The sequence below is a fragment of the Shinella sp. 20P9.1.1 genome (genome assembly GCF_057798995.1).
In genome coordinates this window covers 153,944-178,716 of sequence record NZ_JBYOLC010000011.1, presented here as the reverse complement: position 1 = coordinate 178,716, position 24,773 = coordinate 153,944, and the positions used below count along the sequence as shown (strand labels likewise).

28 protein-coding genes and 1 pseudogene are annotated in these 24,773 nt (G+C 57.1%); 9 read left to right on the top strand and 20 right to left on the bottom strand.

The genetic code is table 11. The annotated features are described in order from the left end of the window. Nucleotides 1-2: 2 nt before the first annotated feature. Both AC27VQ_RS19410 and AC27VQ_RS19405 read right to left on the bottom strand, forming a co-directional pair. Nucleotides 3-1,043, bottom strand: a complete 1,041-nt coding sequence (locus tag AC27VQ_RS19410; RefSeq protein WP_488717574.1) for a cysteine synthase A — start codon at nt 1,041-1,043, stop codon at nt 3-5. A gap of 127 nt (nt 1,044-1,170) precedes the next feature. Continuing rightward, on the bottom strand, nt 1,171-2,436 hold the full coding sequence (locus tag AC27VQ_RS19405) for a class I SAM-dependent methyltransferase (protein WP_488717573.1): 1,266 nt from the start codon (nt 2,434-2,436) through the stop codon (nt 1,171-1,173). 224 nt (nt 2,437-2,660) lie between these two features. On the opposite strand from AC27VQ_RS19405, the gene AC27VQ_RS19400 reads away from it, so the two are divergent. From AC27VQ_RS19400 to AC27VQ_RS19390, 3 genes are all read left to right on the top strand, one after another. Continuing rightward, on the top strand, nt 2,661-2,873 hold the full coding sequence (locus tag AC27VQ_RS19400) for a hypothetical protein (protein ID WP_488717572.1): 213 nt from the start codon (nt 2,661-2,663) through the stop codon (nt 2,871-2,873). 80 nt (nt 2,874-2,953) lie between these two features. Further along, complete coding sequence (locus tag AC27VQ_RS19395; RefSeq protein ID WP_313528295.1) at nt 2,954-3,145, top strand: hypothetical protein; 192 nt, start codon at nt 2,954-2,956, stop codon at nt 3,143-3,145. 48 nt (nt 3,146-3,193) lie between these two features. Then, the gene (locus tag AC27VQ_RS19390; RefSeq protein WP_488717571.1) at nt 3,194-3,469 is read left to right on the top strand and encodes a PepSY domain-containing protein; all 276 of its coding nucleotides are present in this window, start codon (nt 3,194-3,196) and stop codon (nt 3,467-3,469) included. A 524-nt stretch (nt 3,470-3,993) separates the two neighbouring features. On the opposite strand, the gene AC27VQ_RS19385 is transcribed toward AC27VQ_RS19390, so the two are convergent. Both AC27VQ_RS19385 and AC27VQ_RS19380 read right to left on the bottom strand, forming a co-directional pair. Next, on the bottom strand, nt 3,994-4,884 hold the full coding sequence (locus tag AC27VQ_RS19385) for a DUF1365 domain-containing protein (protein ID WP_488717570.1): 891 nt from the start codon (nt 4,882-4,884) through the stop codon (nt 3,994-3,996). Between the two features lie 22 nt (nt 4,885-4,906). After that, complete coding sequence (locus AC27VQ_RS19380; protein WP_313528287.1) at nt 4,907-5,287, bottom strand: DUF2147 domain-containing protein; 381 nt, start codon at nt 5,285-5,287, stop codon at nt 4,907-4,909. A 119-nt stretch (nt 5,288-5,406) separates the two neighbouring features. On the opposite strand from AC27VQ_RS19380, the gene AC27VQ_RS19375 reads away from it, so the two are divergent. After that, nucleotides 5,407-5,808, top strand: a complete 402-nt coding sequence (locus AC27VQ_RS19375) for a DUF2177 family protein (RefSeq protein WP_313528285.1) — start codon at nt 5,407-5,409, stop codon at nt 5,806-5,808. On the opposite strand, the gene AC27VQ_RS19370 is transcribed toward AC27VQ_RS19375, so the two are convergent. Genes AC27VQ_RS19370 through AC27VQ_RS19350 form a run of 5 tightly spaced genes read right to left on the bottom strand, consistent with a single transcriptional unit; the run spans nt 5,773 to nt 9,567 of the window. After that, nucleotides 5,773-6,372 carry a hypothetical protein gene (locus AC27VQ_RS19370; protein ID WP_488717569.1) on the bottom strand — a complete coding sequence of 200 codons (600 nt, stop codon included), beginning with the start codon at nt 6,370-6,372 and terminating at the stop codon, nt 5,773-5,775. The genes AC27VQ_RS19375 and AC27VQ_RS19370 overlap by 36 nt on opposite strands. Next, nucleotides 6,369-7,406 carry an SAM-dependent methyltransferase gene (locus AC27VQ_RS19365; RefSeq protein WP_488717568.1) on the bottom strand — a complete coding sequence of 346 codons (1,038 nt, stop codon included), beginning with the start codon at nt 7,404-7,406 and terminating at the stop codon, nt 6,369-6,371. The genes AC27VQ_RS19370 and AC27VQ_RS19365 overlap by 4 nt, the downstream gene beginning before the upstream one ends. Continuing rightward, a complete protein-coding gene (locus tag AC27VQ_RS19360; RefSeq protein ID WP_488717567.1) occupies nt 7,403-8,218 on the bottom strand; it encodes a DUF1295 domain-containing protein in 816 nt (271 codons plus the stop codon). Before AC27VQ_RS19360 ends, AC27VQ_RS19365 begins: the two co-directional genes overlap by 4 nt. A 3-nt stretch (nt 8,219-8,221) precedes the next feature. Further along, nucleotides 8,222-8,875: a ChrR family anti-sigma-E factor gene (locus AC27VQ_RS19355; RefSeq protein WP_488717566.1), complete on the bottom strand. Its 654-nt coding sequence runs from the start codon at nt 8,873-8,875 to the stop codon at nt 8,222-8,224. Next, entirely contained in the window at nt 8,872-9,567 is a 696-nt protein-coding gene (locus AC27VQ_RS19350; RefSeq protein ID WP_488717565.1) for a sigma-70 family RNA polymerase sigma factor, read from the bottom strand. Before AC27VQ_RS19350 ends, AC27VQ_RS19355 begins: the two co-directional genes overlap by 4 nt. Nucleotides 9,568-9,676: 109 nt before the next feature. On the opposite strand from AC27VQ_RS19350, the gene AC27VQ_RS19345 reads away from it, so the two are divergent. Continuing rightward, entirely contained in the window at nt 9,677-10,978 is a 1,302-nt protein-coding gene (locus AC27VQ_RS19345) for an NAD(P)/FAD-dependent oxidoreductase (RefSeq protein WP_488717564.1), read from the top strand. Nucleotides 10,979-11,131: 153 nt separating this feature from the next. Here the strand turns inward: AC27VQ_RS19345 and AC27VQ_RS19340 are convergent. Next, nucleotides 11,132-11,318: pseudogene (locus AC27VQ_RS19340) on the bottom strand (hypothetical protein). 436 nt (nt 11,319-11,754) lie between these two features. Between AC27VQ_RS19340 and AC27VQ_RS19335 the strand changes: the two are divergent. After that, nucleotides 11,755-11,946, top strand: coding sequence for a DUF2934 domain-containing protein (locus AC27VQ_RS19335; protein ID WP_488717563.1), 192 nt, complete (start codon nt 11,755-11,757; stop codon nt 11,944-11,946). 365 nt (nt 11,947-12,311) lie between these two features. Here the strand turns inward: AC27VQ_RS19335 and AC27VQ_RS19330 are convergent, their stop codons facing one another. Genes AC27VQ_RS19330 through AC27VQ_RS19315 form a run of 4 tightly spaced genes read right to left on the bottom strand, consistent with a single transcriptional unit; the run spans nt 12,312 to nt 13,505 of the window. Continuing rightward, nucleotides 12,312-12,554 carry a hypothetical protein gene (locus AC27VQ_RS19330; protein ID WP_488717562.1) on the bottom strand — a complete coding sequence of 81 codons (243 nt, stop codon included), beginning with the start codon at nt 12,552-12,554 and terminating at the stop codon, nt 12,312-12,314. Beyond that, nucleotides 12,551-12,868: a hypothetical protein gene (locus AC27VQ_RS19325; RefSeq protein WP_488717561.1), complete on the bottom strand. Its 318-nt coding sequence runs from the start codon at nt 12,866-12,868 to the stop codon at nt 12,551-12,553. The genes AC27VQ_RS19330 and AC27VQ_RS19325 overlap by 4 nt, the downstream gene beginning before the upstream one ends. 2 nt (nt 12,869-12,870) lie before the next feature. Next, nucleotides 12,871-13,146, bottom strand: a complete 276-nt coding sequence (locus AC27VQ_RS19320; RefSeq protein WP_488717560.1) for a hypothetical protein — start codon at nt 13,144-13,146, stop codon at nt 12,871-12,873. Beyond that, entirely contained in the window at nt 13,143-13,505 is a 363-nt protein-coding gene (locus AC27VQ_RS19315) for a hypothetical protein (protein WP_488717559.1), read from the bottom strand. The genes AC27VQ_RS19320 and AC27VQ_RS19315 overlap by 4 nt, the downstream gene beginning before the upstream one ends. A gap of 176 nt (nt 13,506-13,681) precedes the next feature. Between AC27VQ_RS19315 and AC27VQ_RS19310 the strand changes: the two genes are divergently transcribed. The 3 genes from AC27VQ_RS19310 to AC27VQ_RS19300 all read left to right on the top strand — a co-directional run bounded on the left by AC27VQ_RS19310 (nt 13,682) and on the right by AC27VQ_RS19300 (nt 15,795). Next, the gene (locus tag AC27VQ_RS19310; protein ID WP_488717558.1) at nt 13,682-14,209 is read left to right on the top strand and encodes a hypothetical protein; all 528 of its coding nucleotides are present in this window, start codon (nt 13,682-13,684) and stop codon (nt 14,207-14,209) included. Between the two features lie 118 nt (nt 14,210-14,327). Then, nucleotides 14,328-14,876, top strand: coding sequence for a hypothetical protein (locus AC27VQ_RS19305; RefSeq protein ID WP_488717557.1), 549 nt, complete (start codon nt 14,328-14,330; stop codon nt 14,874-14,876). 97 nt (nt 14,877-14,973) lie between these two features. After that, entirely contained in the window at nt 14,974-15,795 is an 822-nt protein-coding gene (locus tag AC27VQ_RS19300; RefSeq protein WP_488717556.1) for a hypothetical protein, read from the top strand. A gap of 87 nt (nt 15,796-15,882) precedes the next feature. Here AC27VQ_RS19300 and AC27VQ_RS19295 read toward each other — a convergent pair whose 3' ends face one another. The 6 genes from AC27VQ_RS19295 to AC27VQ_RS19270 are packed head-to-tail and all read right to left on the bottom strand — an operon-like array spanning nt 15,883 to nt 24,773. After that, nucleotides 15,883-16,380 carry a hypothetical protein gene (locus AC27VQ_RS19295; RefSeq protein WP_488717555.1) on the bottom strand — a complete coding sequence of 166 codons (498 nt, stop codon included), beginning with the start codon at nt 16,378-16,380 and terminating at the stop codon, nt 15,883-15,885. A gap of 18 nt (nt 16,381-16,398) precedes the next feature. Then, on the bottom strand, nt 16,399-18,396 hold the full coding sequence (locus tag AC27VQ_RS19290) for a hypothetical protein (protein ID WP_488717554.1): 1,998 nt from the start codon (nt 18,394-18,396) through the stop codon (nt 16,399-16,401). Nucleotides 18,397-18,435: 39 nt separating this feature from the next. After that, nucleotides 18,436-20,550: a hypothetical protein gene (locus AC27VQ_RS19285; RefSeq protein WP_488717553.1), complete on the bottom strand. Its 2,115-nt coding sequence runs from the start codon at nt 20,548-20,550 to the stop codon at nt 18,436-18,438. Between the two features lies 1 nt (nt 20,551). Further along, nucleotides 20,552-21,412: a hypothetical protein gene (locus tag AC27VQ_RS19280; protein WP_488717552.1), complete on the bottom strand. Its 861-nt coding sequence runs from the start codon at nt 21,410-21,412 to the stop codon at nt 20,552-20,554. Further along, nucleotides 21,412-22,761, bottom strand: a complete 1,350-nt coding sequence (locus AC27VQ_RS19275) for a hypothetical protein (protein ID WP_488717551.1) — start codon at nt 22,759-22,761, stop codon at nt 21,412-21,414. The genes AC27VQ_RS19280 and AC27VQ_RS19275 overlap by 1 nt, the downstream gene beginning before the upstream one ends. Continuing rightward, nucleotides 22,761-24,773, bottom strand: coding sequence for a hypothetical protein (locus AC27VQ_RS19270; protein WP_488717550.1), 2,013 nt, complete (start codon nt 24,771-24,773; stop codon nt 22,761-22,763). The genes AC27VQ_RS19275 and AC27VQ_RS19270 overlap by 1 nt, the downstream gene beginning before the upstream one ends.

Sequence of the window (24,773 nt, the reverse complement as noted above, 5' to 3'; positions counted from 1 at the left end):
ACCTATTCGACCGGCTGATAGGGGACCTTGATCGCCGATTTCGCCTTCAGCCATGCCGGAACGGGCAGGCCCTTCGAATCGAGGAAGTCCGGATTGAAGAGTTTCGACTGATAGCGGTTAGCATAGTCGCAGAGGATCGTCACGATCGTGTGGCCCTTACCGAGGTCGCGGGCAAGGCGGATCGCGCCGGCAATGTTGATGGCCGTGGAACCGCCGATGGCGATGCCCTCGTTCTCGATGAGATCGAAAACGATCGGAACGGCTTCGGAATCGGGGATGTTGTAGGAATAATCGGGCGTGAAGCCTTCGAGGTTCGCCGTGATGCGGCCTTGGCCGATGCCTTCGGTAATGGAGCTGCCGGCCGACTTCAGTTCGCCATTGGTGTAGTAGCTGTAGAGCGCCGCACCATCCGGATCGGCCAGCGCGATCTTGATATCGGGGTTTTTGGCGCGAAGGCCCGCGGCCACGCCGGCCAGCGTGCCGCCGGAGCCGACGGCGGAGACGAAGCCATCCACTTTGCCATGAGTATCGCGCCAGATTTCCGGCGCGGTCGTCTCGATATGGGCATCCCGATTGGCGACGTTGTCGAACTGGTTGGCCCAGATCGCGCCGTTCGGTTCGGTCTTGGCGAGCTGTTCAGCAAGCCGGCCCGAAAGCTTCACATAGTTGTTCGGGTTCTTGTAGGGAACCGCGGGTACTTCCACCAGCTCGGCGCCGAGGCCGCGGATGGCGTCCTTCTTTTCCTGGCTCTGGGTTTCCGGGATGACGATGATCGCGCGATAGCCGAGCGCCCTGGCGACGAGCGCAAGGCCGATGCCCGTGTTGCCCGCCGTGCCCTCGACGATGACTCCACCCGGACGCAGCTGCCCGGCCGCTTCCGCCTTGCGGAGGATCGAGAGAGCTGCGCGGTCCTTCACCGACTGGCCAGGGTTCAGAAATTCCGCCTTGCCGAGGATTTCGCAGCCCGTCGCCTCCGAGGCGCCCTTGAGGCGGATCAGCGGCGTGTTGCCGATTGCATCCAGAACGGACGGAAGAATGGACATGGGAGACGAGCCTCGCGTTATGTGCCTAGATTTGGAACCGTCTTTTCGGCCGGCAAGCAGCACTTTGCAAGAAATCGTGTTCCCCGGAAAATGGCTTCAAGAGGGATTTTTTCCATCGCTGCGCGAACTAGGCTAGCGGGCGCGTGTAAACCACCTGCCGCACATCGATGTTGCGCGCCCGAAACCCCGCCTCGCAATAATAGAAGTAGAACTCCCAGAGCTTGCGGAAACGCTCATCGAAGCCGAGCGGCACGATGCGCTCCCAGGCCGCCCAAAAACGATGACGCCATTCGGCGAGCGTGCGGGCATAATCCGGGCCGAATCCGATATCCGACGCCATGCCGAGCCCGAACTGGTGCCCCAGCGTCGAGAGATGCTCGCGCGTCGGCAGCATGCCACCGGGGAAGACATATTTCTGGATGAAGTCGGGATTGGCCTTATAGTCTTCGAAGGCTTCCTGCAGGATGGTGATGATCTGCAGGCCGGCGCGGCCGCCGGGCTTCAGGCATTCGTTGAGCTTGGAGAAATAGGCGGGCCAGTATTTTTCGCCCACGGCCTCGAACATTTCGATGGAGACGATGCGGTCATACAGGCCTGTTTCGTCGCGATAGTCCTGGAATTTCAGTTCGACGCGGTCGGCAAGCCCGGCCTTGGCCATGCGCTCGCGGGCAAAGGCGAGCTGTTCGCGGCTGATGGTCAGGCCCGTGACCTTGCAGCCGATCTCGCCCGCCGCAAATTCCGCAAAACCACCCCAGCCGCAGCCGATTTCCAGCACATGGTCGTTAGGGCCGATGCCCGTCGCCTCGGCCAGCGCCCGGTATTTGGCAAGCTGCGCGGAGGTGAGGTCGTTTGCGCCCTGGGAATAGAGCGCCGAGGAATAGGTCATCGTCGGGTCGAGCCATTCGGAATAGAAGGCGTTGCCGAGATCGTAATGGGCGGAGATGTTGCGTTGCGCGCCGCGCCTGGTGTTGGCGTTCAGCCAGTGACGGAATTTTTCCACCAGCAGGAAGAGGCCGCGCGGACCGTTCGAATAGTGGCGCACCACATTCGTGTTGACGAGGATGAGCTCCATGAAGGCGCCGGCATCCGGGCTCTCCCAGTCGCCGTCCATGTAGCTTTCCGCCACACCTATCGCCCCGCCGCCGATAGCGCTGTGCACGAGTTTCCAGTTATGGAGCGTGACGGCCGCCTGCGGGCCCGGCGTCTTGCCGGTGATGACGAAGGTCCGCCCGCCAGGGATCGTCATGGAGAGCGCGCCGGCTTCGAGCTTCAAGAGACCGCGAAGCACAAGCTGCGCCTTGAAGGGCAATCCCTTCGTTTGTTCGGTAATCGTCTCCGGCGCCAGATGCACGCCGTCAGGAAATGCTTTTTCTGAAATCAATTCAATCGTCATCGATTGCCCCTCTGCCAACCCGACGTAAGGGAAAGCTAGCGTCAATACCTCTCAACGCCAAGACGTTAATCTTGAGAATTCGGATCACAGAGAAACGGTGGCAAGGCTGAAAAATACCCGGCCTTTAACGAGCTGTTAGCAAACATGGTTAATTTTGCGTCTATCCGGCGTGGCGACGGGAACGGAATCCCTGTCCGCCCGTTTGGACAGAAAATGGAGATAGGATGATGCTTTTCGGATTGTTTCAGACGAAGTCGACCGAACATGAGGACGATGTCCCGACCGGCACCTTTGCCGACGGAATGATCGGCATACCGCTTTCCGACAGCTCCGTCCGCCCGCGCGAGCGCAGCCAGGCCTTTCGACGCAACGCTCATGACCGCGACTACGGCACCATCCGCATGGCCGGCCAGATGGGGGCAGGGCTCGTTCCCTGAAAAGTCCATAAAATACAACGCGCCGGGGGAACATAGTCTCCCTTGGCGGATTTCTCCTCCACTCTAACGGAGGAGCGTTCATGACACATCATATCGATATCCGTCGATTCATTCCGCGCCAGACCAGCGCCGTCCACGATGTCGTGGAGCATTGCCGCAAGAATGGCATCGACAAGGCCCAGGAGCGCAAGCTGCTTCTCCTTTTCGGCCGCTTCGCAACCCGCCACGAACTCCAGATGAACACGAAGCGCCCGCCGCTGAACCTCCGCTAGGATACTAAGTCGCGCATATCCTAATATCGCCAAATGATGGAGATCAGCATGTCGAAGAGAATGGCGATCCTTGCGGTGAGCATCTGGGCCGGGCTTACGGCGGCGGCGTATTCCCAGGACACAAAGAACAACCCGAAGCCGGAAGCCGGCAAAAAGCCCTCGGTGGTCCTATCCGAGATAGAGAGCAGACCGGATTTTGCGCGCCTGGACTCTATGTCTTGGAACGATAAAGGCTATTACGAAATTGAGTACCGCACCACGGATAAGGCCCGTGTCGAAATCAACATCGACGCATCGAGCGGCGTGGCGGTCGATCAGGATTAGCCTTGGTTGGAAAGACTGACGCAGTTGGTCATGGCGATTCCGCAGCTGCCGTTAAACTTTGTCACGAGTTCCGGGCACTTGGCAATTCTAGCATACCGGAATCGATCAATTGGCGTAGGAACTCCCAGACGAGGTTTTTGTCGGTAAAGTAGAATTCGCGGCATCAATCGCGCGGTGCCAAAAGTGCGCTCTGAGCTTCATTTCCCTGCAACCTTGCGGCATCAGCGACCCTTGCGCCGAGGAACCCGATATCTATCGTCATTTGTGGAAGGGAACCAATACTTCGGCCGAATGCATGAACATCATAATAGATTTGATAGAGCGCTGAAGCCCAATCTCCAACGGCATTTCCGTGCATCGCGCTATCGGCGGACGCCTGTGAGACGCTTGGTTGGTGGTTACCGTATTCGAGAACCAGGGCGCCGCCTGCTGTTGCATGCGCAGACTTCGGGCTTGGCCGGGAAAGACCGACGATTTACGATGTCAACCCTGGCATCTATCGTCTTGTCTCGTGAAGGCAGAGGTTATGAAGGTCTCCAAAGAGAAGCTTGGTAATCAGCGGATGTCTCTAACGATGGGCTTCGCATCCCGTCACTCTCGTCGCGAAAACTGGCAATGGGCGGCGGCGGCGGGCTTTTATGGAAGTGGGCGCCCTTCAGCCATAGCTTGAGCGCTTCCCAATGAATGCCGCCCATAACTTTCAAGGTCATGAAGGGAAACTTCAGGAGATATCGGGCGAGGTTCCTGTCTGTGAGCGGGGTGGCATCGGCGTTGAATGTGGCAGCAAGCAACGGTTCCGTGCCAGCGGTTTCGTGGATGCGTACGCGCACGGTTCTGCCCGGCGGCAGGATGCGGAAGTGGTAGCGAAGCCCCATCTCCATGAAGGGTGAGACATGGAAGATCTTCGTGCGCGTCTGGCGGATGCCTGCGGGGCTTTCCTCGCCCGGCAGGACCGGCGCGACATAGCTGTGGCGTTCGCCGAACGTGTTGCGAACGGCGTAGATGATGGCGATGAGGTGGTCCTCGGCATCATAGGCGAAATAGGTCGCAAGGGGATTGAAGACGTAACCGAACATGCGAGGGTACGCGAGCAAAAGAACGCGTGCGGCCGGTTTGTCGAGACCCGCATGGGACAGCAGGCGGTCGGCGAACCTGCGTAGTGTCTCGCCCTTCTCCTCGACATGGTCGCTTTCGCGGAAAGACAGTATGCCTGGTCGATTGACAGACAGCAGGCGGGGCCCGCTCGCGAGATCATCAAGCCGATCTATATCGACCAGAAGGGAGAAGACCGTATAGCTGAAACGATGGCCGAAGGGATTGAGGCGCTGATGCATCACCTTGCCGGCGTAGAGGGTGCCGGCGGCAGCGGGTGGTGGCCCGTTCTCCACCATGCTGGTAATGCGGTCGGTCTTCATGCCCTGTCCTCTGCTGTAACAGTCATTTCGCCGGTTGCCAGTGCACGTTCTTGCACAGGACGCCGCCAAGAATGCAGCCACGGGTCAAAAGTGCATTTTCGGAGACCTGCACGGTGATCGAATAGGTGCGATCGCGCTTGGCATCGTAGGCCGTTCCCGCGAGTGTGTCCGGCGATTTCGGCTGAAGGGACATGACGAGACGATCGCCGGCTTCCTCGCCCTTGCTGGTATCGCCGATCCAGAGATTGGTCGCACAGATATTGCTGCCGCAAGGCGCGATGCGCACGCGCGCATTACCATCGTCCCGCAGCCATATGCCGCTCGGATCTGCGGATTGCTGCGCCTGAGACACGGCAGTGGTGAGCATCAGGGCGGCGAATACGGTCACAACCAGTATCTTCATCGATCCATCCTCCTAGCTTTGCTCTCTATACGCAGAGGCACGCCCTTTGGTTCACTCGTGGTGATCCGGCGGGCGTGTAACGGCGTAAAGACTATCGAGCCCTTCTCGGAGATATCGGCATGAAAACCATCATTACGGCCTATCTGGCGGCCGGCATTGCCTTCCTCATCGTCGATGCGATCTGGCTGACGACGATGGCCGACATGCTCTATCGTCCACTTCTGGGCGACAAGCTCGAGCCGCAATTCCGCCTCGTGCCGGCGATCTGCTTTTATCTGATCTATATCGGAGGCATCGTGTTCTTTGCTATCTTGCCGGCGCTTCAGGGTGGCGGTCTTGTGAAAGCAGCGCTGAACGGTGCGGTACTCGGCCTTGTGGCCTATGCCACCTACGACCTTACCAACCAGGCGACGTTGAAAGATTGGCCGCTCGCCATCACGCTTGCCGATATTCCATGGGGTGCCTTCGTGACCGCTGTCGGCGCCTCAGCCGGTTTTCTCGCCGCCAGCCGCTTCGCCTGAGCGTTCCGCGTCCGCAAGGAGATTGGAAAACAGCAGCACGACGACCGCCGTCAGCGTGCTTGCGCTGATGAGGTTGAGGCGGACGAGTGCGGCATATTCCGTTGCACCATACGTTGCCATGGGTGGACCGTAAGCACCGTGCAGCAACAGGAAGGCGCCGAAAGCCAGCCCCGTAAGCAGCAGCCTTGCAAAACGCTCTTTCGGACGAAACAGCAGCAGCGCGAGTACGCCGCAGGGAACAAGAAAGATCTCGACTGCCGAAGCCGTGCCGAAGAGCCAGGCGGAAAGCACGGTGTTGCCGATACCGGCAAGCGGCAGCAGCGCTCTGCCGGCGGTAGCGTTCCAGCGCGCAACAATCGGCACGGCGAGAAAGAAAGGCGTCGAGAGGAAAGTGAACCAGACCGGCGTGATGTCGTGACTGACCAGCCAGAAAAGATAGAGCGGGTAGAACGGCTGGTTGGAAGCCACGAGCAGTGCAACCGCATTTGCTGCAGCGACGCGGGGATCGGGGTGGCGGATATAGGCACGGATGCCCGTGACCAAGGTGCCGAGTAGCGACGTCATTTTCCGTGACCGGCAGGGCGCAGGCGGTAGTGGCTGACGCCCCACTCCTCGCCATCGGCATGCCCGAAGAGCCCGGCGGTTGCAAGGAAGAACAGCCGCCAGCGACGCATCCATAGTGTGGCATCCCGACCGTATGTCGCTTCGAAGATGCTGCGGATCGCCTCATGATTGCGATCGAAATTGTCGAGCCAGTCGCGCGCCGTCCGCTCGTAGTGCTTGCCGTTCCAGCGCCAATCCTTCTCGACCACGAAGCTCTCGCCGAATTCGCGCACCAGCCCATGGCTCGGCATGACGCCGCCGGTAAAGAAGTGCTGGGCGATCCAGTCCGATTTGTCGGCATGATCGAACCGATACGCGGTCTTGCGGTGCGAAAAAACATGGAGGAAGAGCCGACCGTCTTGTCGGATCCAGCCGTGAGCGCGCGCCAGCAAGGCCCGCCAGTTGGACATGTGCTCGAACATCTCGACGGAGACGATCCTGTCGAAAGTCTTGTCGGATGAGAAGCTGTTCATATCTGCGGTGATGATGGTCAGGTTACGAAGGCCACGCAGCTTGATTTCCGCCTCGATATGGGCGCGTTGCGAGGCGGAATTCGAAACGGAAACGATGCGCGAGGCGGGATAACGTTCCGCCATGAACAGCGAGAGCGAGCCCCAGCCGCAGCCCAGTTCCAGAATGTCCTGTCCGTCTTCAAGGCCCGCATGTGCGCAGGTCTCTTCCAGTGCGGCGATTTCAGCCTCCGCAAGCGTCGCATTGTCTGTGCGATAGAGACAGGAGGAGTATTTGCGGCGCGGACCGAGTGTCAGCGCGAAGAAATCCGCCGGCAGTTCATAGTGCTGGGCGTTGGCATCATCCGTGTGAACGGCAATCGGCCATTCGCCCATCGACCTTGCAAAATCAACGTCCGTCGGTCCTGTGCCGCCGGCGAGCAGGCGGCGGGTACGGCCGACAAGCTGGCCAATGCCGAAGCGCAGGGCGCTATCGGGAAGCGGCAGACGCTCTGCGGCGGTAATCGCGGCAATGGCAAGGTTCATGTCGATCTCTCCCTGGATTGCGGGCCTGGCCAGAAGGCATTCACGCGATCGGCATAGGCGGCGAAGGCGATGCCGCGCGAGCGGCGCATATGGGCTTCGAGCGGGGGAATTCCCGAGACGTGCACGAGCAGCCAGTACATGAAGGCCGGGCCGATAAGGGCCAACCAACCCCAGCTCCACGCGCCGGCAGGGCCAATGGCGATGACGGCGTATCCGGTCCAGCCCAGCCACTGAAAGAAGTAGTTGGGATGGCGTGACAGGCTCCACAGCCCCTCATCGCAGACCTTGCTGCTATTGGCAGGGTTTGCGCGAAACCGCGTCAATTGCGCATCGGCAAGCCCTTCGCCGAAGACGGCGGTGAGCAGGACGGCGACGCCGGCAAAATCGCTCCATTGCAGACCAGGTGCCGGATTTCGAGCGGCGAGAAAGATGGTTGCAGCGAGGAGAAGCGCGGCTGCGGCCTGTATCTGCAAGAAAAGCAGGAGGCGCGAACGCCAGCTCTCGCCCCATTCCTCACGCAACCTGGCATACCGCGGGTCTTCGCCGCCGTGCAGCGTGCGTCGGACAATGTGGATGCCGAGCCGGCAGGACCAGAGCCCTGCGACAGCGGCAACCATGAGCCGTCGTTGCCAGTCTCCCGCCCACCCATCGACCGGAACGAGGGCCGCAGCGATTCCGGCCGCCCCCACCAGAAACGACCAGACCGCATCGACCCAGCCGGAACGCGCGCCTCTCAGCACCGCAAGCCATACCGATGTCATGGCAAGACAAAGGGCGGCGGCAAGATGAAGGAAGAGCGCCGCCGGTCCCATGGTTCAAATCCCGAAGATCGGCTGCAACATGCGGCCGATGACGCTCTTGAAGCGCATCTTGCCTTCCATAGCAGCGAGACAGATGCAGTCACCGTCCGCATCCACCACGGGCTGGTGTTCGATGTCCTCACCCATCTCCGCAAGGTCGCCCGGCTGGAATTTTCCGAACCTGTCAGTGAACGAGCCCGAGACTATATAGGTGAATTCCGTGCCGACATGCCCGTGATCGGGCAAGGCGCGGCCCGGACCGACCTTGAGCAGGATGAGGTTCGCCTCCGGATCCTGCGGCACGCCGACCCGGCTCATCTTCATGCCGGGGCCGATCCAGCGCCAGCGCCCGATATCACAGCCGCGCAAGGCCTCTGGCAGAGGGATACCTTCGATTTCAAGCGGCGCCAGCGGTGGCGGCGCCAATTTCATTGCGCCCTCTTTGGCATCGAGCATGGCGAGCACATCGCTCAGCGCGGTCGGCGACAGCGCAGCCGGTTCGATATCCTCGATAAGAGCGCCGCCAAGCGCCTCATAGGTGCCGATGCGCGCGCGGCAAGACGGGCAGCTTGCAAGATGCGCTGCAACGACGATGGCGGGGCCGGCGGCAAGCGTGCCAGCAGCATGGCGCATCAGGGTCTCTTCGGTGGCGTGATGGGTCTGGCTCATGATTGATCTTCCAGCAGCGCGCGCAGGCGGTTCATAGCCAAGCGCGTCCTAGATTTTACGGTGCCGAGCGGAATACCCAGTTCATCGGCGATTTCGGTTTGCGATTTCTCGCTGAAATAGGACAGGCGGATGATCGTCTGCTGCTCGGACGAGAGCGATGTCAGGGCGATACGCACCCGCGCATCCCGTTCAGCGCCCAGCAATCCATCCTCCACGGTTTCCGGCGCGACCTCGGGATCGGGCGGAAGTGCTGCGGGATCACGCTGGCGGCGCAGGTGGTCGATGCGGATGTTGCGCGCAACGGTGAAGATCCATGTCGCGACACCCGCTCGGGCCGGATCGAAGTAGGAGGCCTTGCGCCAGACAGTCAGCATCGTCTCCTGCACCAGATCCTCCGCCACGCCCGACGAGATCGTCCAGCGCAGGAAGAAGGTTTTGAGCCGCGGCCCGAAATAGCGGAAGAGCAGTGCGAAGGCCTGCCTGTCCCGCTCCTCGGCAATCTGTCTCATCAGGCCGATCAGCGCATCGGGAGACGGCACCTGCTGCGCGTCCGATGAACTCACCACGGCGAGCCGCCGGCCTGTCGGCCTGTCCGGCCTGCGTTCAATCTCAATTGGGTTCGAAGCGTCATACATGCATCCTTCTACGCCGCGGTTTCGCAAGCGGATCACCCGTCCTGAAATAGGCAGCAAGCAGTGATCCGCCAGGAGCCGGCATCCGTAGACGCTATAGAAAATCCCCAATCAAATCGACAGCCGCAGAAGGATCGACATGCGCCACTTCCCTCCATCGGACCGGCCTATGAAGATTGCGGTCGTCGGCACGGGCATTGCCGGCCTTTCCGCGGCCTGGCTTTTATCGCAACGGCATGATGTGACCGTCTTCGAGGCGCAGGCGCGCATCGGCGGACACTGCAATACGGTGGATGCCGGGGGAACGCCCGTTGATACCGGCTTCATCGTCTACAACGACACGACCTACCCGAACCTGAAAGCGTTGTTTATCCATCTGGACGTACCCACCAAGGCGTCGGACATGTCCTTTGCAGTATCGATGGACAAGGGTCAGCTCGAATATGCGGGAACGAACCTTGCCGGCCTCTTTGCTCAGCGCAGCAATCTGGCAAGTCCACGCTTCTGGTCGATGTTGCGAGATCTGGTCCGCTTCTACCGGCAGGCACCGAACGGCGTTCGCAATCTCGATCCGTCCGCCAGTCTCGACGACTATCTCGACGGCGCAGGCTTCGGCCGGGCTTTTCGCGAAGATCACCTCTATCCGATGGCCGCCGCGATCTGGTCAACGCCGGCGCTTGAGATCGGCAACTATCCGGCGATCTCCTTCGTGCGCTTCTGTGAGAACCATGGCCTGCTGAAATTCTTACGCCGTCCGATCTGGCGCACCGTCGATGGCGGTAGCCGCGCCTATGTCGCGCGGTTGACCGCGCCGTTTCGCGAACGCATCCGCACCAATGCGCCGGTTAACGCCATCCGCCGGGTAAACGGTGCCGTCGAAATTTCCGTTTCGGGCGCAGAGCCGGAATGGTTCGATCATGTGGTGATCGGCGCCCATGCCGATCAGGCGCTCGGCATGCTGACCGACCGCTCGGAGCGCGAGGCGGAGCTCCTTGCCACCTTCACCTATGGTGACAACGAGACCGTGCTGCACAGCGATGAAAGCCTGATGCCGCGTCGCAGGCGCGTCTGGGCGAGCTGGAACTACCTGGCCAGCTCCGGCCGTGACGGTTCTGCACCCCAAAAACCGTGCGTCACCTACTGGATGAACCGTCTCCAGGACATTCCCGACACGTCGCCACGTTTCGTGACGCTGAGCCCATTGCACGCCCCAGCCGAAGACAAGGTCTTCTGGCGCGGCCTTTATCAGCACCCGCTGTTCAACGCCGCTACGCTTGCGGCACAAAAGCAGCTTTGGTCATTGCAAGGTCAATCAAACACCTGGTTCTGCGGCTCCTATTTCGGCTCCGGCTTTCATGAAGATGCCATCCAGGCGGGGCTCGCCGTTGGCGAAAGTTTGGGCGGCATCAGCCGTCCCTGGGTTGTTGAAGAAGGATCGGATCGTATTTTTCGGAACTATCAGCCGGCTTAGACAGGGCGAGGTAGCGATTTATGAGGAGAGCTGACACCTAGTGTGATAATGCCGCTCCAATCGTGCTTCTGGCCGTTAATCCGCACCGTGTTGTCGAGAAGCGTAGCGACATCGATGTTACTGGTTGAGCGGGCAGCCAGGGGGCGGCCAGGCTTACCGCTGCTTTTCACCCGCGCTCTTGCCGTCAGAGCTCCGGGACCGCTCGTCAAAACGATCGGCGCCTTTATCGCGGTCAGAAGCCCTTTTCAGCTTCAACTTGTCGTTCATCCGTGCGTGCTGCCTTATACAAGCCGCTGGCGCCTTCCTTGCCATCTTCGGTTGGTGCGTTTTCGATTGCCATTGCTCCCTCTTTCGCTACGCGCCGAGAACGGCTCGGAGAGTGTGTTGTTCCAACCTCGAAAACAGTTCGACCAAAACCATATCGATGGCGCCAGAATTGATAGAAAGCCTGCACGACACCATCGATTTCCTCAAAAATGAATTGCCTTTGTGCCATCGCGCGCGAGTCGTTCGTGTCGGGCTGCCTCTAGGAGGGGGCCTGTTAATGCACTGGCGCCGACTTGCTGAGAGGACCGTCGTCAACGCCGCGCATGAGTGCCTTGAGGCCCGGGCCGCTCGTCCAACAGCGATGAGCTATACCCTACCGGAACAACGGCACGCGCGCCGCGTTGGGTTTATGTTCGTAAGGAGAACATCATGAACCGCATCATCTACATCGTCGGCTTGGTCGTCATCGTTATCGCGATTCTGTCGTTCCTCGGTCTCCGGTGAGCACAATGACCGATCCACGCGAGAGACGCATCACAGCACGAGCGTTTGATCTCTGGCAGGCCGAAGGGGCGTTAGACGGCCGAAGCCTCAGTCATTGGCTGCAGGCGGAAAAAGAGGTCGACGAGGAGTTTGCCCAGGAATCGCAGAAGGACCAGGTTGAGCCCGTCGCGCTGGCTGGTGTCGTCAATCCTCATTGACGTTCGAATCCTCTATCAATTTGAGCGGATTTCAAAAGCGGGCGGGATTTGTAGGAAAGAAAACGCCCGTTATCGGATTTCTCAACGACAACGGGCGCTTATCTTTTAATTTGGCTCCCCGGGCCTATTCCAGTGGCTTGAAAAAAACCAATGAAATCAATGGTTGGTGCAGAGAGAATGTAACCTCAAAATGTATATTGGCTGGTCCGATGGCGCGCTTCTTGTGTCAAGTAGACAGCCTCAAAAGATTTTCTTCAACTGGCATTTTTGGTGGATTTCGGGGATTTCAGAGCGGTTGAGAGCGGGTGACAGCCATTGCAGAGTATTGCTGGTGAAAAAACGTCGCCTCTGTACTCAACTAAACATCAAATCGCCAAGGAAGCCCGTACAGCGCAATCCTTGGCTTCAAGCAGCTTCCGCAGCGCAACGGTCCTTTCGGCGTTGCGCGGAGTCGTGTCGATAATCTGGCGAACAAGCGCACAGAACGGTTGCGACCGAGCCTTCAGCGCTTCCGGCAAATGCGCGTAATGGAAGAACTGAAGGATGTTGTCAGAGCGGATTTCGTCGGCGGTGAATTCAGCCGGGGCAGGGTGGATGTCAGCGGTCATACGGCGGCACCATAACCGGACCAACCCGGCTTCTGTGCACTCGCCAGTTTCGCCGTCCATTCGCCGTTCGCAACGATTTTGCCGAGCGGTTGCGAGTCCTTGCGCCACGGGCTGAATCCCGCTGCCTTCAAGCCTGCATCGTAGGCATTGCCGTCCTCGTATTGAACCGCATGGAAGCCGATTTCAGGATTGAAGCGGCTGATGTGAAGCCATTCGCTACCTTCATGCAGGCTAAACCAGCAAGGCATTGCGTCGGGGTTCGGTTCGCATTCGGGGATGACGTGTTCGTTGAATTTGAGGGTGATCATGCTCATAGTCATTTGCCCTCGCTGATCCGGGCGAACGGTTCGATTTTACCGAAGTTCACGCCTTCTTCGCAGCGATGCCAAATGCGATTGCCTTCGTGCTGAATGGCGTATTCGGTAAAGGCGACCACCTCTTGAAATTCATATGGACTGCCGATGAAGCGCTTAACAATGCGGTCGCGCAGTAGATAGACGTGGTCAAAAAGCTCGTAGCGGCGCTCTTCCGACGTGGTGGTTTCGCCGTATCTTTCGGCTGCTTTGTAGTCGTATGCGATAATGTCTTTCATTCCGGGGTTTCTCCTTTTTCGTTTTCATAACGATATTTAGGAGGCTGTTCCCGCTCGATATGGATGCGCACATAGTCGCTCAACGGGTGTCCGAACCAACCCTTTATGAAACCGGGCACGCAATCGGGCGCTTCCTTCACTTTGTCGGACATCGCCAACGGCGACACGTGCACCGCATTTCCAGCGGCATCCCGCATCTTGGCTGACTTCGCCCAAAGGCCTTCGATTTGGTCAGGCGCGAACCATCGCGGTTCGGCGTCGTAATAGCAGCCCTTCAGGTCATATCCGACGATTACGCGCACATATTCAAGCAACGTCGCGTCTGGCTGGTCCTCGTTTAAGATAACGAATTCGATCATGTGTTCATCTCCTTTACGCGTATGTATCGGAGGCGAACTTTTCGCGAAATATTTTCAAAGATTCTGCATTTTTCTTCGCAAATCGGCTGTTTTAGCGAATTCAGAAATTCACGAAATACTAAATATCTCTGAGATGACCAGAAAGGAGTCTCGATGATCTAAAAGGAGATTTTTTAATGCAAGCTAACACCAACTTTAATTCACTGACCACTTCAATTGCCAACCTTACCGCATCGACAATCAAGCTGGAAAAGGTGACGAACGACCTGTCAAACACGGTCGCGAAGTCGAGCTACGGGCGCGAAGTTCGCCAAGGCCTTATCGATGAAGTGAACGACATCTTCGATGAACTGCACGAGCGAAACGCGGTATATCACAAGTTTTCCAGCCCCGCCGATCCGCGTAAACGCTCGCTTTACATCGCCTATGCCAATATCAAGGCTCGCTGCGGAAATCCGGACCATCCCAACTATGACGCTTACGGCGCGCGCGGGATTACCTGTGCTTTCGACACATTCGAGGCCTTTGCCCGTCATGTCGGTTTCCGTCCGGGTCCGGGTTACACCATCGACCGCATCGACAATTCCCGTGGATATGAACCCGGCAACTTGCGTTGGGCAACGATGAAGGTTCAGGCGAACAACCGCCGAGCGCCAAAGACCGGTGCTGACCGCGCGCCTTGGGGCAGCAAAACCCGCCACTAACAACGCCTGATAGCCGTCCGCCGCTAAATATCGGATGGCTATAACTCTCTCGATTTTTTACAAAAATGTGCGTCCATCCCTGTTTGACGGTAGGCTTACAGCCGGTCAGGTAAAAGGGATGGACGCAATCATTTCGGCGGGTGCCGATCTTGATCTTCGTTGGTTGGCATATGCACTGGCAACCGCCTACCACGAGACCGGACATACGATGGTTCCGGTGGTCGAAAATCTCAATTACAGCGCCGCTGGTCTGCTGAAGACCTTCCCGAAATACTTCTCAAAAGCAGACGCTGCCAAATACGCCCGCAACCCCGTGGCTATCGCCAACAGGGCGTACGCCAACCGTCTCGGTAACGGTGACGAAGCTTCAGGTGACGGGTTTCGCTGGCGGGGCAGGGGCATCGTGCAATTGACGGGGCGCACCAATTACCGCCGCTTTGCGCTGATCGGCGATCCGGACGCGATCATGGAATTAGACCGTTCCGTGGAAATCATGCTCGACGGGATGATCAAGGGCAAATTCACCGGCATGAAACTGGCTGATTTTTTCAACGAGAAGCGTGCCGATTGGGTCAACGCACGCCGAATTATCAATGCACTCGACAAAGCGGAACTAATCGCTGGTTACGCCAAGAAATTTCACGCCGCGCTGTGCGCGTCACTCTGACTTCCGTGCAGAACGTCTATGGTTCCAAGGTCTGATCGTGACTTAAAGTGCCGAACATGCGAATAAGCCAGTTGATGCATATGGGAAGGACGCGACCGTGGCGTGGATTGGCAAAATCTGGATACAACTGCGAGAAGGTGTCTTGTGGTTGGGAAGAGCATCGACGTGGTCCACATTAGCTTCCATTGGTGAATCGCCCCTTATCCGTCTAACGATCCTCGTTCCTGCAATTGGTTACTTCATCCTTTACAATGACTTCGTTCTACAGTTTTTTTCTCACTCGTTCGCGGTGGTGAGTGGTAGCGTTTCAAGCGAAGAAACTAAATCTTACTCACTTGCGCGTCTCAATCTCTTCTACTTCGGGCTGACCGCGCTTGGTCTGGCGTCATTTGCCTACACAGTCTTCTCTCCGCGTGATGTTGCGAATCACCGTACGATCGCTGACTTCATTGAGTTTTCCTTAAGAGCGTCCACGACGCCATCTCTAAAACGCTCAATATATGAAACGATAGACTCGCTTCATATTGCGCAGCACACGACGCCCGCTTCGGTCTTGAGCGACCTTTCCCATCCACCCGACTTACAGAATGCGATAAACGATCTGATGATAGAGGCATATGATCGTATGGACGATGGTGGTGGATTTGACGTGGAGGTTAGCGCGACCGGTTACGTAAATTACGAGCCAATACTTCAGACGATGTTTTTTAGAAATGCGGCAAACAAGCTGCCTGTCGCATCGTTCGAACTCGTACTCCCGGATATAGAGAGAGATGTTTGGGCTGTTGAGTTTCTGCGGAAAAACAACTCGCACCCTGCAATTAGGTTAACCATCTTCTCTCTATATGGCGTCGGATTTGCGTTGCTGTTCTACCCATCGCTTGAGCTTACCATCCGAGTTGTAATGAGAATAATCTAACAAAAAAGCCGCTAACTCACTGAAGGGTTAGCGGCTTTCTTTGTGCTGAAAAAGGAGAGTAAAACAGCACATCTATTTATGCGATTGTCAGGCGGCGATTGCCTCATTCCACATCAAATCGACGGCTTCTGGCGACAAATTGAGCGCGGAAGCGATGGTCAAAAGCGTCGGGTTCAGCCGTTCGAACGTGGTCGAGTCTTCCCATTCGATTTGGGCTTCATCTTTTTGCGGACCAGCCGGAAGAGCGGCAATCGTTGCCGTAATCGCGTCGAGCGAAAAGCCGTTGCGCACCAGCGTCAAACGAAGCTGGCGGCGGCTGATCGGGGGCAGGGCAGAACGAGCTTCTTCAGCCGTTGGCGGCGTGTAAGGCAGAACATCATATTCGCCTTCGTTTTCAGTAAGCCATTGCCTGATGATAGGAGCAACACCGAACGTATCTTCTGGTCGGCTAACGTATACACAACGATATCTTTCACCAGCAAGATCGGTAATTTCGGCATCTACTAGATACACTTCCGCCTCACCAGTAGCCGTTACAGCAAATACCTCATGAAGTTCTGTTTGACCTGATTGTGTGATAGTCATTATGATATTCGTCCTGTTTTATGCGGTTCTTACTGCCATCGTGTACGATGCCGTTGCGATACCTTTCGCGCGCCACGTCCCCGAAAGTAGTGCCAGCGAACCTGTGTCAGTGTACTGACCTTCCGACGCCGAAAGTCTTGGCTGAACGATTTGATTTCGTTCGATACGAGTTGCTATCATGAGATATGTTCCGATAGGAAAGTTCGTATTTGCTTCCGCTGAACCTGTGTAGACTTCGGCAGCCGTGAAACCGAGCGCATGGGTATGCGAAGTGCTTGTGACAGCATTGATCGTTGAGTTTGTGATGCTGGATGGCGTACCGAGCGCAATGGTGCGGTCGGCACTTAGAACACCACCACCAGACATGCCGTTGCCAGCGACGATTTCGCGTGTCGTTGGAACTGGTGTGTAACCAAGGAACGAAATGATGTTAGCCGAGGTCAGTGACAGGTCGTGCGTGTGTGATGTAGCCGTCACAGCATTCGTCGTTGAACCTGTGATCGTGCTTGGTGTGCCGAGTGTGAAAGTACGGTTTGCCGAAAGATCACCACCACCAGTCAGACCGTTACCAGCCGTGAGAACACGGTTATAGTGCACAGCCGGATCGCCACCGTTATTAAGGAAGCCGCCTGCTTGAACCCAACCGGTGTTAGGGACACCGTCCGCGTTGAACGACCACGTGTTGGTAGTGTCGTCGTAGTTTAGCTGATCATTGTTGGCGAAGATGATACCGCCAGCCGCCGAGACCTGAAGAGCACCAGACAGGGTCAGATTGGCAAAGCTGTAGTCTCCTACCAAGCGTGCATTTGGCAGCGTGCCGGTTGAGTTGCCGAGATCGCGGTAATAAGCACCGTGCTGACCGTCGAGCAAGTCAGCGTCGAGTCCGGAACCGGCACCATCGTTTGCGGCGGTCCAGACACCCGAACCGTCGATGGTGATCGCCGTGCCAGTAATTGACGTGGTTTTTCGACCAGCCCAACCGGAAGCCCAATTGTCAGGGCTTGTGACGACGATTACACCGCTCTCAGAGTTGAGATAGATCGCTTCCGCTGTTTGACCGGTCGCAAAATCGTTCGTTTCGCCTGCATTGATAACGATCTGCTGGCTGACGGATGAATTGATCGTTGCGAGATTTGCCGCACCGGACAAGGTCAGATTGGCAAAGCTGTAGTCACCCACCAAGCGTGCATTTGGCAGCGTGCCGGTTGAGTTACCAAGATCGCGGTAATAAGCACCGTGCTGACCGTCGAGAAGATCGGCGTCGAGACCGGAAGCCGCGCCGTCATTGGTCGGGTGCCAATATTCAACGTCGTTCTTTGTCACACCTGCGAGTGTGTTGACGCCGTGCTCAACGAACAGTGTGTTACCTACGCCGTTCGTCCGAACCAAAATCTCGTTGTTGTCGATGGTAAGGTTTTGACCGCTATCCGCGCCGATCTGGAGGGCATGAAGCGTCGAATTCGCGGATGCGTCGTTGGTGGCGAGCAAGCGCAACCGGTTCGCAGTGATCGTTTCGTTCACCGTAGCGGTGTTCGCGGTCAGGGTAACGATATTCGCGACGTTCGCGGTCAGCGTCCCGGTGAATTTCGGGTTTTGTGCCGGGACATCAAGCAGTTCGAACGAAGTGCCGTTGTAAACCACCTGCGCAACCTTGTTCGCCCGCAACTGACCAGCCGTGAGCGCTTCGCCATGCGTGGAAAGGATCGACTTCGCACCAAGGCTGTTCACGTTCAGTGTGGCAGCGCCGGTATTGTCAGTGTGAATCCAGAAGCGGAAGACCTGACCTTTGAAATAGGCGGTTGGGCCTTGCGTGAAGGTCAGGAGATAAGCCGCGCCTGTGCCGGTTGTCGTGTAGATCGGGGTTTGCTGAACGAAGTCGCGCTTCGCAGCGCCACGGATAGCGCGGATGATTGGACCGATAGTTGAGGGCGCATAACCACCCTGAACACCATTCGGCGAGGGCTGGCTATTCGAAGCGTCTTGTTCGGACCAGTCCGAAGCGTTGTAATCTGTCATGGAGCTTTATCGCCCTCTTATTGTTGTGCCTTTCGGTATTTATTGGTTGTCGTCTTTGTAGCCGATGTCGAAGAGATATTCGTTGATCGCCGTCGCAAGCGCCTGATTTCCGGTCGTGCTGCGAAGCGTGACGAGGTTCTTCAAATGCTGTTTCAAGCCGCCCTTGCGCATCTCAGCTTGCGGGATATTCGCCAGCCAGTTGACCGTTTCCGGGCTGGTCAGGAGCTTGACACGAGACTGGCGGAACATGCCTTTTGCGCCGTTCTTCGCAGCGCCGCCAGCCGCACCAACGGCAAGACCGCCAAGAGCCGCACCGCCTGAAGCCAGAACACCAGCCGTGCCCAATGCCGTGCCGAGCAGATTGTCTTTGCTGAATGGGTCCACCGATTCCAGCGCAGATTTATGCGCCTGTGTGTTGGAATGGTTGGCGTTTTTCCGATACTTCGTGAAGTTGTCGGCGATCCTGCTCAAACGATCCAAGTCGGCTTTGTACTGACCGTTGGTCGTGCCCTTATAGAGCGCGTCCTTCGCTTCCGGGCTGATCTTCGACCAGTTGCGCATAAACAGGCCCGGGTCAAAATCGTCGTTCGCGTTCGTGCCGAGCCGTTCGGTGAAGCCTGCGACCGTCTGGTTCCAAGCTTCCTTGCCGCCTTCGGACTTCTCGATTGTGCGGCGAGTCTGTGCAATCCGGTTCCCGCCGTTCTTGGCGTTGCCGGTCGCCCAACCAAGCAGGTTATCGCTGTCTCGCTTCAGAAGGTCGGCAGCGACGGATTTTTTGCCGAAGCCGTCGTCGGACACATATCGACGCCAAGCGTTGTTCGCCTTGTTAAATGCCTGTTTTGCATCCGGACCATTGGCGAATGCGGTGTTCTGCATATCGGCAGAAAGCGAGTGATAGAGACCGTTCAACTGACTTTTGACGGTTTTGTCGGTCTCGTTCTCAGCAAGGTTGCCGATGACCGTGCGAGCCTCTTTCAGCTTGTCGAAGGACATGCCTTTTTGTGCGTCGGCGACAATAGCGGAAGCATGGTCGATTACGCGGTCAGTTGTAGCGCCCCGGGCAAGCTTATCGAATTCGCCGTAACCAGCGCGTTCAAGCTGAAGGTTCTTTAGGAATTCGGTCGTGCTATCGACCACGGCTGGCGAACTGATTTTCTCACCGGCAGCGGCGTAAAGGTCTTGTGTCCGATTGAAGGCGGCATTCTTGGCGGCTTCAGCTTGTGCGCGCAAAGCGTCACCAGCTTCGGCGATGGACAGCGGCTTGTCTGAAATGCCGCCGACGATCCTGGAAAATTCGTCGTTTTGCGCTTGGAAGGCCTGATTGATACGGTCATCAATCACGTGACCCTTTCGCGTCGGAATAAGGGCATGTTCAATCTTTGCGGTGCGTTCCGAGCCGGTCGCCATGCCAACGGTTGGTTCAACGCCAATCGCGCGATAGTCGCCAGCACGAGCCGCAATTTCAGGCGTATCAGCGACTTCACCAATGATACGGCTATTCCAAGCGTTTTTGCCTGCCTTGATGCCGTGACCAAGTAGGCGTCCGCCACCTTCCCCCGCAGCGCCAAAGGCGAATGTCTTTGCTGCGTCAATCGCCTGTTCCTTGCCGGTGCGCGTATCTTCATTGCCAAAATACCAATTCGTGAGGCGCTGAACGGCCTCGCGACCAGCAACCGAACCGGTGCCAGCACCAGCAATAGCGCCTCCAACTGCACCAGCGCTCGTACCAACAACGGGAACAACCGATCCGCCTGCCGCCCCTGCGACCGCGCCGCCCGTGGCACCGGCTGTACCGCCGATCACCTCAGCGATTTCCGGGGTGATCGACGCGAAGTCACCAAGCGACGGAATCCAGCTTTCGTTATTGTAGCGGTTCGTGCGCCCGGTTTCGGGATTGGTGTAAAGGAAATTGCCGTCGCCGTGCGGGACAGCATCAGGGAAGAATTTGCGCAACGCGTTGAGACGGTCGGTATCTTTTTCGAGCGAACCAACCTGCATTCGCACCATAGCCGGTGCTTCGGCACTGTCATCGATGTCGTTAGGATCGGGACCGACTGGCGTTTCGCCGAAAATATCGCTTCCTTCAATGGCGCGGCGTTTCCAGTCCGGAAGGACCGTTGAGTTTGCGATGGCTCGCTGTTTCCAATCTGACATTTTAGAGCAGATAACCTCCAATCCCGCCAAGACCGCCCCGGCGCTTTCGCTTATTTAGCCCCGGCACTTCTGTGTCGAGGAAGGTGAGTTCAATCGGCTGAGACGGCGCGCGACCACGGGCACCAGCCGCGATCTGTGCGTTCAACTGGTCGGTCTGCGCATTCATCGCAGTGGCGAAATCGCCAAGGCCTGAGAAGGCACCGGCAACTTTGTCAGTCGAGACGCCGCCGATACTGTCGGGCACCTGCACGTTCTTGCCCGTCACTTTGTTGAACATGTTAATCAATGGACCGTTATGTGACTTCGGCTTTGTGTCGGCTGAAGCGATGTCGGTCGCCGGTGCGCTGGCTTTTGCTGCCATCACTTCCGCAATCGGGTCATAGGTCTTGTTTTTCACGGACTCGGCAATGAGCGTCGAATCGGCGGAACCGGACGAACCATAGAACGCATTCTTCAACCATGGCGAGGCGTTTTTGGACTTGCCACCGGCACCCCATACCCCCTCTGTCCCAAGACCGATGTGCATGCTTCCCGGTTGCATATATCCTTCGCCTGCACCCATTCCGGTAATCCCATTTTTGCGCCCTTCGCTTACGATTTTTTCGAATAGTGGGCGGTCTTGCGGGTTAGCCCAATCGAGCTTGCGGTCGCCCTGATAGAAGAAAACGTCCGCAGCGTTGCCGTGGTCATGGCGCGTCGAGCCGGTACGACGACTACCTTCGCCGATACCGTCCTGCCCGCCGCTGAAGACATGCGCCTGAACGCCGAGGCCTTCCAAATAGGCAAGGCGTTTCAGGAGGTCTTCGGAAAGCGGCTTATTCCGGGTGGCACCGGAATTCTGATAAATGACATATCCCGCCATTAGCGCTTCGCCCTTCGTGTACCCGGCTGATCATCATCGAAGCGGAAAGGCGTTCCCGCAGGCAGAGCGTTGAATTCAGCCTCCGTCGATACGACAACGACAGCATCGTCTGTGCCGCCTTCCTGACCTGCATAAGGGTCTTCAGGAACGGTCAAACCGCCGAAGAAAGCGCGGGTGTTCTTATTCTCGGGAGTATCGGGGTAAAGCTGGTCAATGCGCGAATTATAGCGCTCGACGTTGCCCTTCAGTTGGGTCTTGCGGAGACCGACAAGGCGCTTCAGCGTGCCAGCATCGAGCGACATGTCACCAGCGGCAACGCGCTGGACAAATTCCATGTCGCTGTTTGAGATTTGCTGATTGCCTACCAAATCGCCCTTCATTGAGGCAGCAAGTTCCATCGCTTGTGTCTTCAGCGATTCAGTGTCGACAACCTTGCTGGAATCGCCACCAAGGGCGGCAATCGCTTTCTGACCAGCAAGCAGGTAATCCGCGCCGAAACCGGTGATAGCGTTCGGAATGGACTTTTCCATCTCGTACACGAGCTTCAAGCCGCGAACCGACTGGTTGGCGTTCTCACGCTCTTCGTTCATGGCTTTGAAAATTTCACCCTTGCCGGGTTCTGTGCCGCCAACATTGACGGTAGTTGAAGAAGCCTTCGCCTTGTTCGTCTCATATTCGCGGAAAGCCGGGTTCTGTTCACCGAATAGGAAGTCTTTCGTATCCGTCGTGAATTCCGCGTTCTTGCCGATAGCCGAACCAAGACCCTTCTGGCGTTCGGCTTCATGGAGACCTTCGCCGTAGCCGGGTGCCATTTCGAACCCGTTGTCACCAACGCGAAGACCTTGGGACGCCCCTTGTTTTTGCAGCGCCTGAATGTAACCAAGCGTATCACGTGCCCCGGCTTCGTCGCCCGTGGATACCTGATACTCAAAATACTGCTTCAGCTTGTCGATGTCATAGCCGAAATCACCATTATCACCGCCGACGAACAGGCCTTCGCGAAGCTTTGCAGCTTGTGCGGCTTGATCGGCTTTCAACTGCGATTCCTGTTGAGCGGCGCGGACTTTTCCGGCGGCAAGATCGTTGGCAATGCTTTCGTCATAGCCAGCAAGACCGCCAGCCAAACCTTGACCAGCAATCTGAAGGAAATTGGTCGGCTTCAGCGAAGGTCCGCCAGCCGCCATCATGTTCGCGCCGCCCATCAAAAGAGCACGAGCAAGAGCGCGCTTCTTCTCTTCATCTTCCGGAAGAAACTGCGAAAGGAAGTTCTTTTTCGTCGGTGAGACAGCCTCTTTCAGACTGTTTCCACCGGTCGAATTTCCGCCTTTCAGAAAGTCGAAAACACCCATTACGCTGCCTCCTGCATGAACGAAGCAACGTCAATGTGCTTCCTGCCGTCAATCTCAACGACCGCTTTCGGAAGCTCTTCTTCAAGCTCTTCAGCAATCGGTCCCATCCAGATTTTCTGTTCCGGATCGTCTATGTATGAGAACGAATAGATCGGCAGAGACGCGCCATTCGTGAGCGGCATATGACCAACAAGCGAGTGCACAATTTTCGCAGTACGCGAACAAAGGGCGAAGAGACCAGCGAGACCGGACATAAGACCGCCAACCTGACCCATCGTGTTCGAATAGACCGGCTGAGTCGTGTTCTGATAACCACCACCATTCAGCATGTTAAGGAAGTTGCTAATATTTTGTATGGGCTGCTGTTCCTTTTGGTTCCACTTATCCATTGCCGCTTGCAATTCCAGCGTCGAACGGTCGTCCTTCTGCTGACCAATACCAGCGAGAGTCTGGTACGGCATGAACTGGTTTTGATATGCCTGACCAGCCATATCAGCCGCCTGAAGCTTCTGATTGTTGCTGTTCAACTGATACGAATTCTGCGCGTTCGCGGCATCAAGGCGCTGGTTATTATTCGACAACATGTTCGCAATGTTGCTGTTGTAATTATTTGATAGCTGGTTGATACCCTGCATTTGATAGGCGCGGTTCTGATTGAACTGGTCGTTCATCGAATTCGCGGCGGACTGGCGCAACTGCTGCTGCTGGTCGTTCAGATTGCCGTACAACTGCGTCCCGGCAAGGCGCTGGCTTTGCTGGTTATCGTTGATGTTGGCATAGTTCTGGTTTGCCTGAAGGCGCGCGTTCTGCTGACTATCGTTCAACTGACCAAGCTGTGTCGCCGCGTTGAGGTTGTTTTGGTAATTCTGAGACGCCATGTTGCCGTACATCTCAGTACCCTGCATCCTCGCTTGGTTTTGCGAGTTCTGGAGGTCCCCATACATGGACGTACCCTGCATGCGGTTCTGCTGCTGGCTATTGCTCGTATTCGCGAGGTTCGCATTCGCTGCCATCTGATTTTGCTGATCAGAGTTGTACATCGCGCCGTATTGGTTTGCGGCATTCATCTGGCGGTCTTTATCGACGTTGTACTGATTGCCGTACATATCGGTCGCCACCTTTGCCATTTCCGAAGCGGCGGCACCTTCAGCGGTATTGCGCTGGCTGGCATATGCGCCCGAACCCATTCGACCAGCGGCAACAGCCGATGAATCGATTCCGGGATTGGTGACGTTCTTCAGCTTATCGGCAATGCGGTCTTGCTGGTTTGACACCATCTGGTCGAGGTAGGCGTTCTTGCCGACTTCAGCGCCGGAAGCCGTGTTCTTCAGCATGTCCATCGCTGGATTGTTGCTGTTTTGAAGCTGGTTGGCTTGCTGTGTCTGGAGACCGGCAGCGGCGTTCGTGTAATTGCCAAGGTTTGCAGCCTGACCAACCGCCGAATTCTGGAAATTCTGGAACTGTGCAGCGTTCTGCATCGCCGGGTTTTGGAAACCGAGCATGGACTGAATGTTACCGATGGCACTGTTGTTGTAGTTCTGGAGACCAGCGGCGGTCTTACCGGCATCATTCGTGTATCCAGACAGGCCTTTCGCCTGTGCCGTCGCGGGGTTCACATAGTTCTGATCGAATTTGCCCGGGGCCTGATCGGTCTTGCCGTTGGCGATGTTGGTCAGAACCTTGTCGGTCGGGTTCTTGCCAAGGTCGATACCCTTCGCGACATCCGCCAGCGTCTTCGAACCGGGCGCTTGCATGGTCTGGTTCATGACGCCGTTGATCGTCTTCGTCGCATTAGTGAGCGCGGACGTGTCGCCGTTCCGGGCAAGGTTCTCCATGCCTTTCAGCGCGTCGGTCGTAGCCTTCGACTGGTCGGCAATGTTCTTGCCTTCCCACTGCTTCGGCGCACCTTCTTTGAAAAGTTTGTCGGCAAGGGCGTACTGTTCTTCGATGTATTTTCGGGAACCAGACCATGGTTCTACCTTGGTTGTAGTTTCTTTGGGTGCTGAAGGCAT

Bases quoted from the DNA above. Each gene is read 5' to 3' on its own strand.
- AC27VQ_RS19355 (WP_488717566.1), bottom strand. From the start codon at position 8,875: ATGAGCCAGACCCATCACGCCACCGAAGAGACCCTGATGCGCCATGCT.
- AC27VQ_RS19405 (WP_488717573.1), bottom strand. From the start codon at position 2,436: ATGACGATTGAATTGATTTCAGAAAAAGCATTTCCTGACGGCGTGCAT.
- AC27VQ_RS19285 (WP_488717553.1), bottom strand. From the start codon at position 20,550: ATGTCAGATTGGAAACAGCGAGCCATCGCAAACTCAACGGTCCTTCCG.
- AC27VQ_RS19410 (WP_488717574.1), bottom strand. From the start codon at position 1,043: ATGTCCATTCTTCCGTCCGTTCTGGATGCAATCGGCAACACGCCGCTG.
- AC27VQ_RS19320 (WP_488717560.1), bottom strand. From the start codon at position 13,146: ATGAAAGACATTATCGCATACGACTACAAAGCAGCCGAAAGATACGGC.
- AC27VQ_RS19295 (WP_488717555.1), bottom strand. From the start codon at position 16,380: ATGACTATCACACAATCAGGTCAAACAGAACTTCATGAGGTATTTGCT.
- AC27VQ_RS19290 (WP_488717554.1), bottom strand. From the start codon at position 18,396: ATGACAGATTACAACGCTTCGGACTGGTCCGAACAAGACGCTTCGAAT.
- AC27VQ_RS19330 (WP_488717562.1), bottom strand. From the start codon at position 12,554: ATGACCGCTGACATCCACCCTGCCCCGGCTGAATTCACCGCCGACGAA.
- AC27VQ_RS19390 (WP_488717571.1), top strand. From the start codon at position 3,194: ATGTCGAAGAGAATGGCGATCCTTGCGGTGAGCATCTGGGCCGGGCTT.
- AC27VQ_RS19280 (WP_488717552.1), bottom strand. From the start codon at position 21,412: ATGGCGGGATATGTCATTTATCAGAATTCCGGTGCCACCCGGAATAAG.
- AC27VQ_RS19400 (WP_488717572.1), top strand. From the start codon at position 2,661: ATGATGCTTTTCGGATTGTTTCAGACGAAGTCGACCGAACATGAGGAC.
- AC27VQ_RS19395 (WP_313528295.1), top strand. From the start codon at position 2,954: ATGACACATCATATCGATATCCGTCGATTCATTCCGCGCCAGACCAGC.
- AC27VQ_RS19365 (WP_488717568.1), bottom strand. From the start codon at position 7,406: ATGAACCTTGCCATTGCCGCGATTACCGCCGCAGAGCGTCTGCCGCTT.
- AC27VQ_RS19315 (WP_488717559.1), bottom strand. From the start codon at position 13,505: ATGATCGAATTCGTTATCTTAAACGAGGACCAGCCAGACGCGACGTTG.
- AC27VQ_RS19380 (WP_313528287.1), bottom strand. From the start codon at position 5,287: ATGAAGATACTGGTTGTGACCGTATTCGCCGCCCTGATGCTCACCACT.
- AC27VQ_RS19335 (WP_488717563.1), top strand. From the start codon at position 11,755: ATGACCGATCCACGCGAGAGACGCATCACAGCACGAGCGTTTGATCTC.
- AC27VQ_RS19310 (WP_488717558.1), top strand. From the start codon at position 13,682: ATGCAAGCTAACACCAACTTTAATTCACTGACCACTTCAATTGCCAAC.
- AC27VQ_RS19345 (WP_488717564.1), top strand. From the start codon at position 9,677: ATGAAGATTGCGGTCGTCGGCACGGGCATTGCCGGCCTTTCCGCGGCC.
- AC27VQ_RS19325 (WP_488717561.1), bottom strand. From the start codon at position 12,868: ATGAGCATGATCACCCTCAAATTCAACGAACACGTCATCCCCGAATGC.
- AC27VQ_RS19270 (WP_488717550.1), bottom strand. From the start codon at position 24,773: ATGCCTTCAGCACCCAAAGAAACTACAACCAAGGTAGAACCATGGTCT.
- AC27VQ_RS19385 (WP_488717570.1), bottom strand. From the start codon at position 4,884: ATGAAGACCGACCGCATTACCAGCATGGTGGAGAACGGGCCACCACCC.
- AC27VQ_RS19275 (WP_488717551.1), bottom strand. From the start codon at position 22,761: ATGGGTGTTTTCGACTTTCTGAAAGGCGGAAATTCGACCGGTGGAAAC.
- AC27VQ_RS19305 (WP_488717557.1), top strand. From the start codon at position 14,328: ATGGACGCAATCATTTCGGCGGGTGCCGATCTTGATCTTCGTTGGTTG.
- AC27VQ_RS19375 (WP_313528285.1), top strand. From the start codon at position 5,407: ATGAAAACCATCATTACGGCCTATCTGGCGGCCGGCATTGCCTTCCTC.
- AC27VQ_RS19360 (WP_488717567.1), bottom strand. From the start codon at position 8,218: ATGGGACCGGCGGCGCTCTTCCTTCATCTTGCCGCCGCCCTTTGTCTT.
- AC27VQ_RS19370 (WP_488717569.1), bottom strand. From the start codon at position 6,372: ATGACGTCGCTACTCGGCACCTTGGTCACGGGCATCCGTGCCTATATC.